The 5,669-nt window shown below is 69.2% G+C and carries 4 protein-coding genes; 1 reads left to right on the forward strand and 3 read right to left on the reverse strand.

Annotated elements, in window-relative coordinates; genetic code table 11:
- From GPA_RS19110 to GPA_RS08940, 3 genes are all read right to left on the reverse strand, one after another.
- Positions 1 to 356 (reverse strand): hypothetical protein (locus GPA_RS19110; protein WP_041239364.1); only part of this gene is annotated, 356 nt, incomplete at its 3' end.
- Complete coding sequence (locus tag GPA_RS20135; protein WP_231847613.1) at positions 353 to 1,012, reverse strand: hypothetical protein; 660 nt, start codon at positions 1,010 to 1,012, stop codon at positions 353 to 355. The genes GPA_RS19110 and GPA_RS20135, both read right to left, overlap by 4 nt.
- Positions 1,005 to 4,721, reverse strand: a complete 3,717-nt coding sequence (locus tag GPA_RS08940; RefSeq protein ID WP_231847614.1) for a DEAD/DEAH box helicase family protein — start codon at positions 4,719 to 4,721, stop codon at positions 1,005 to 1,007. The genes GPA_RS20135 and GPA_RS08940 overlap by 8 nt, the downstream gene beginning before the upstream one ends.
- Positions 4,722 to 4,773: 52 nt before the next feature.
- Between GPA_RS08940 and GPA_RS08945 the strand changes: the two genes are divergently transcribed.
- Positions 4,774 to 5,517, forward strand: a complete 744-nt coding sequence (locus GPA_RS08945; RefSeq protein ID WP_049784090.1) for a molybdopterin dinucleotide binding domain-containing protein — start codon at positions 4,774 to 4,776, stop codon at positions 5,515 to 5,517.
- Positions 5,518 to 5,669: the final 152 nt, after the last annotated feature.

Here is a 5,669-nt window from a genome sequence, read left to right on the forward strand (position 1 = left end):
GCTGCGGCGCGCGATCCCCGCGCGGCCACCGAGAGGATGCCGGCGGGCCCGTCGAGGTGCCATCCCCTGGTCGCGAGATCCTCGGCCTTGGCCGCCTCCTCGCCGATGCGCGCATCGGACACCCTCCTGGCGACGTCGTCGACGTCGCCAGGTGACGTCGCCCCCGCTATCCTCAGCCGCTTGGCTACGGCGAGGCCGGTCGCCTGCTCCACGACGGTGAGCACGGCCCCTTCCGCCCGCTCGACCGTGCCCCAGGGCGCGGCGTACGCGCACGCGCCCGACAGCTCGACGACCGCCTCGTAACCCGGGCGGCACTCGCACACGTAGGACGAGCCCGCTCGCGACCACGCCGTCATCTCCCCGCCCCCCTGGACGGGGCGGCGGCGCGGGCGGCCCCTTCGGCCCCGCTCGCCAGCATGTGCCTGGCAGGGCACCGGAGCCCCTTCTCCGCGGCCGATGCGGCCGTGCGCGTGGCGATGTCGGACGCGATGCTCCAGGCGGCCCTCGCCGACGGCATGCTCGCGCCCAGTATGGCCCTCGAGACGTCCTTCCCCACGGCCACGAAGTCCCCGCCGGCGTCGATGGACGCCAGCGCAGCGTCGCGGACGTTTCGCACGAGCCCGTAGAACCCGATGCCGTTGGGCTGGCCCTCGCTGGCGTCCCGGTCGGCCGCCAGCGACTTGACCAGGGCTAGCGGCCGCCCGCCGCGCAGCGCGACGGATCCGGCCAGCTCTACGAGCTGGCATTGGTCCGACGAGGACAGCCCGTCCGAGCACTTGGCGATGAGCTCGACGGCCTCGCGCACCGCTCCCCTGACGTCCTCCGCCCCGTAGGCGGCCTCCCCCGCCTCGACGGCCTTCGCCATCCCGTCCCATCTCAAGCCCTTGTCCTCCGCGCCGACCCCCATGACGGGCGTGGCTAAGTAGGACGCCGTCTCCATGGCGGAAGCGTCGAGCCCCTCGTAGGCGTAGACCGAGACGTCCCAGCCCCTGTCTATCCCCCTGTTAACCATGATCAGCTCCGCCCGGTCGAACAGCACGAGCCCGGAGTCCTCGAGCGAGAGCTGGTCGCCTCCTATCTCGCTCGCCTCCGCCACGGCGGCCAGGGAGGGATCGTGTCCCTTCTCGCCGATCTTGGCGTCCAGCTCGGCGAGGCGCTGCTTTACCTCCAGCAGGCGCCGCTGCTGCGGGAAGGGCTTCCCGACGCCCTCCCTCGCGGCGGCAAGCTCCGCCTGGGCCCGCTCGAGCCTTTCGGCCGCGGACGCGGCGTAGCGCTCCATGTTCCTCGCCTCTCGCTCGATCCTCGTGACCGCCCCGATCCCGCTGTCCCGCCCCCTCGAAGGTCATGGCAGGCGCGTGTCCGACGCCGACGCGGAAGCAGCCCGTGCCCGCCTGGAACGTCGCCGTCACGTCCAGCCCCATGATCGAGCCGACCACCTGGGCCTCGCCGTACGACTCTGCGCATGCCACGAGCGCAGCCCTCAGCGCATCGGCCGCGTCCGTCCTCTTCTCGCAGTACGCCCCCATCACGGTCATGCCGGGGAAGCCGCCCTCGGGGCCCTTGCGCGCCTTCACCGTGGCGGCGTCGCCCCCGAGCCTCTCGATCGCCTCCTCGGCCGAGGCTATCTTCGCGGGGCACACCTCGTCGCGCAGCCGCCGGAGCTCCGCCTGGTCCCTCCTGTGGGCCCGCTCAAGGCTGGCCAGGCGGGGCAGCTCGTTCTGCAACTCTAGGCGCTCTTTCACGTCCGGGTCCCCGGCGCAGAGCGCCTTGACCTCCGCGTAGGAGAGCGCCGCCTGGTCGATGTCATCGGCGCTGCGGGATGCTGCGCCGGATCCGCCGAACACCTGGCCTATGAACCGCTGCTTGTGCTCGACGGTCTGGTACATGTAGCTGTCGAACGTCCCCTTCGTGACGTACCGGTAGATGCCGACCTCCTTGTTCCGGTTGCCCTGGCGCAGTATGCGCCCCTCCCGCTGCTCGAGGTCGGACGGCCGCCACGGGCAGTCGAGGTGGTGGAGGGCCACGAGCCTCGTCTGGACGTTAGTCCCCTCGCCCAGCTTCTGGGTGCTGCCCATGAGCACCCTCACCTCGCCGGAGCGCGCGGCCTCGAAGAGACGGGCCTTGGCCTTTTCCGTCTTGGCGTCGTGAACATAGGCTATCTCCCCCGCGGGTATGCCCATGTCGACCAGCTTGCCCCGCAGGTCGTCGTACACGTTGAAGCCCTCGGGCTTCGGGGTGCTCAGGTCGCAGAACACGATCTGGACGCCGCGCGCCGGTTCGCTGTCCCTCCATATGCCCCAGATCTTCTGCGCGGCCGCGGAGGTCTTCGACCAGTCCCCGTCCGGCAGGTCGGGGATCACGAGCCTCTGGTCGAGGGCGAGCTTTCGACCGTCGTTGGTCACGACGAGCATGTTGTCGCTCGCCGGGTCGACGGATCCCGACCTGATCGCGTCGGCCCGCCTGCCGAGCTCCGCCACCATGCGCACCTGCTCAGGCGACGGCTCCAGCGCCACGTTCTCGCGCCGCGCCTCCGGGATGCCCGGCAGCGCTATGTCGGCGGCGGTCTTGACGTCGCAAACGGAGGCGAACATCGTGATGAGCTCGGGCAAGTTGGTGAACGACGAGAACCTGGTCTTTACCTGGAAGCCGGAGCCCTCCGGCTTGAGCTCGAGCGAGGTGGTCTTCCGAGCGAACATCGACGCCCATGCGTCGAAGCCGTTCAGCCCGGCGAGCGCGAGCGTCTGCGGCTGCAGGTAGCGCTGCATGTTGTAGACCTCGGTCATGCTGTTGGACACGGCCGTCCCCGTCGCGAACACGACCCCCTTGTAGCCCGTCCGCTCGTTGATCCAGCGCGTCTTGTAGAGCATGTCGGACGCGCGCTGGCTGTCGCCGGCCTGCAGGCCGGCCACGTTTCGCATCTTCGTCTCCGTGAACAGGTTCTTATAGTGGTGGGCCTCGTCGACGAAGATGCGGTCGATGCCCAGGTCGGTGAAGTCGAGCATGTCGTCCTGGTCGTGCTTACGCGTCTTCTCGAGACGCGTCTCGAGGCGCTTCCGGCGCCCCTCGAGCTGCTTGACGGTGAGCCTCTTCGCGGCGTCGTCAGACATCCTCGCCTGGTCGATGGCGTCCTCGATCCTGATCTTTTCCTCCTCGATGTAGCGGGCCTCCAGCTCGGGCGGCAACGGGATCTTGGCGAGCTGCGTCTCGGACACGATGACCGCGTCCCAGTCGCCCGCCGCGATGCGCGCCACGAAGCGCTTGCGGTTGTCCTTCTCGAAGTCGGCGTCGGTGGCCACGAGGATCGACGCCTGCGGGTAGAGCCGCATGAACTCGATGCCCCACTGCCCTACCAGGTGCTTCGGCACAGAGAACAGCGGCTTTGAGGCAAGCCCCATCCTCTTGAGCTCCTGGGATGCGGCGGCCATGGTGTAGGTCTTGCCCGCGCCGACGCAGTACCAGAGCAGGGAGTTCCCGCCGAACACGATCCTCGCGGCCCCGTCCTTCTGGTGCTTCGCCAGCTCTATGTCGGCCGCCATCCCCTCGAACGACAGCAGCGAGCCGTCGAACTGCCTCGGCACAAGGGAGTTGAAGCGGCGGTTGTACTCGGCGACCAGGGCCGCTCGTCGCGCGCCGTCCTCCCATACCCAGTCACGGAACCTCGAGGCGATGGCGTCCTGCTTCGACTGGGCGGCGATGGTGGCCTCCCTGTCGACGACGGACACGGTCTTCCGCGCGGCCGGGTCGTACATCGTCCTGTTGACCACCGCGTCGCGCAGGTTAAGGGACGCCTCCATGAGGTCGAGGGCGTTGCGCGCGCGGGTGCCGTACACCCGGTCGACCTTGGCGCCGTACACCTTGCCCTTGTTCGATATGCGCCACTGGGACAGCTCGGGCGAGTACGCGACCGAGATCTGGTCGCGGGAGCCCTCCACCCTGTGGCTCCTGGGCAGCTGGAACACCTCGTAGGCGAACTGCTCGTACACCGCCGCCGGTACCCACGTCGCCCCCAGCTCGAGGGAGATCTCCTCGGCCGGGACGTCGGGCGGCAGGGCCGACTCGAGCGCCTTGACGTTCGCCTCCATGTCCTCGTCCCCCCGGTAGAGCCTCGCCTCGTCGAGCTTGACCCGGACGTTGCCCGAAAGGTACTCCTCCGCCGTCACCAAGGCCGACAGGGCCGGGTCGTAGTACACGCGGCCGGAGAGGCCGGCGCGGATGGCCTCGGGCGCGAGCCCGGATACGGACTCCATGTAGCCCATGTCGACGCGGCCGACCGCGTTGAGGGACATGGCGAGCGCCTCGGCGGCGTCGGCCGCCGTGCGCCGCTTCGGCACCGGGCGGACGGTGCGCCGATCGAACAGGGCGGCCGGCTCCCACTCCCCGTCGACGGGATCCTCCCACGACGACAGCAGCGGCGCGTAGGCGTCGCCCCGCATCGCAATGACATTGGGCTTGTCGTTGAGCCGGCCGTGCTTCTCCACGAGCCGCTCGTAGGCCGCCTTGAAGGCCGTGCGCGCCGACTCGATGGGCTCGTCGTCGGCCCCGGCCGACTGCAGGGCCAGGTACTCCCTGCCAAGATCCCTCAGCCCCGCCAAGGCGCGGATCCGCGCTTCCTGCGATTTGGGCCCGCCGTAGAGGCGCATGGTGTCGCCCTCGCGGTACCACAGCGCGCCGTCGACGACGCCGTAGCAGCCGTCCGGCACGGACGGGTCGGCCTCGATCAAGTCGGGTCACCAGCCCTACGCGCTCGGCGCCATCGCGCAGGCCGTGGAGCCTTTGGGCGAGTGCAAGTCGGACCAGCGCATCATCTACGAGACGGGCAGCCGCTTCACCGACGAGGCCCACAAAAAGTGGGACGACGAGCAGGGCTTCTACGACTACCTGCTGCGCAAGACCGGCTATACCTACGAGACGCTGCGCGAGCGCACCTGGGCCTACCCCGAGTTCGAGTACAACAAGCACGAGAAGGGGTTGCTGCGCCGCGACGGCACGGTGGGCTTCGCCACGTCCACCGGCCGCTACAACTTCTACTGCCCGGAGATGCTGCACTTCGGCCTGTCGCCCCTGGCCGATTACGAGGAGCCGCCCGAGAGCCCGGTGTCGGCGCCCGAGCTCGCCGAGAAGTACCCGCTCGTGCTCACCACCGGCGCGCGTCCTTGGGGCTTCTTCCATTCGGAGCACCGCCAGAGCCCGTCCATGCGCCGCCTGCATCCCGACCCAACCGTGCTCATCCACCCCGAGACGGCGGCCGCCTACGGCATAGCCGACGGCGACTGGGTGACCATCGAGAACAACTTCGGCTCGTGCCGCCAGAAGGCGGAGCTCACCACCCGCATCCGCAAGGACACCGTCTCGGCCGACCACGCCTGGTGGTTCCCCGAGCGCGGGCCCGAGGACGGCACGCTGTTCGGCGTGATGGAGTCCAATATCAACAAGCTCGTCCCCATGCGTCCCGGCAAGGTGGGCTTGGGAGCGTCGTACAAGTCGCAGCTGTGCACCATCGGCAAGGTAGAGGAGTGATCGGCATGAGGCAAATGCTTGCAGTAGACTACGAGTTCTGCACGGGGTGCCACACCTGCGAGATAGCCTGCCAGCAGGAGCACGGCCTAGCGCCCGGCCGGTTCGGCATCAAGCTGACCCAGATAGGCCCCGACCAGATCACCGAGCGGAAG

Source organism: Gordonibacter pamelaeae 7-10-1-b, from assembly GCF_000210055.1.
GTDB lineage: Bacteria > Actinomycetota > Coriobacteriia > Coriobacteriales > Eggerthellaceae > Gordonibacter > Gordonibacter pamelaeae.

Coding starts and splice junctions, on each gene's coding strand:
- GPA_RS20135 (WP_231847613.1), bottom strand. CDS start 1,012: ATGGTTAACAGGGGGATAGACAGGGGCTGGGACGTCTCGGTCTACGCC.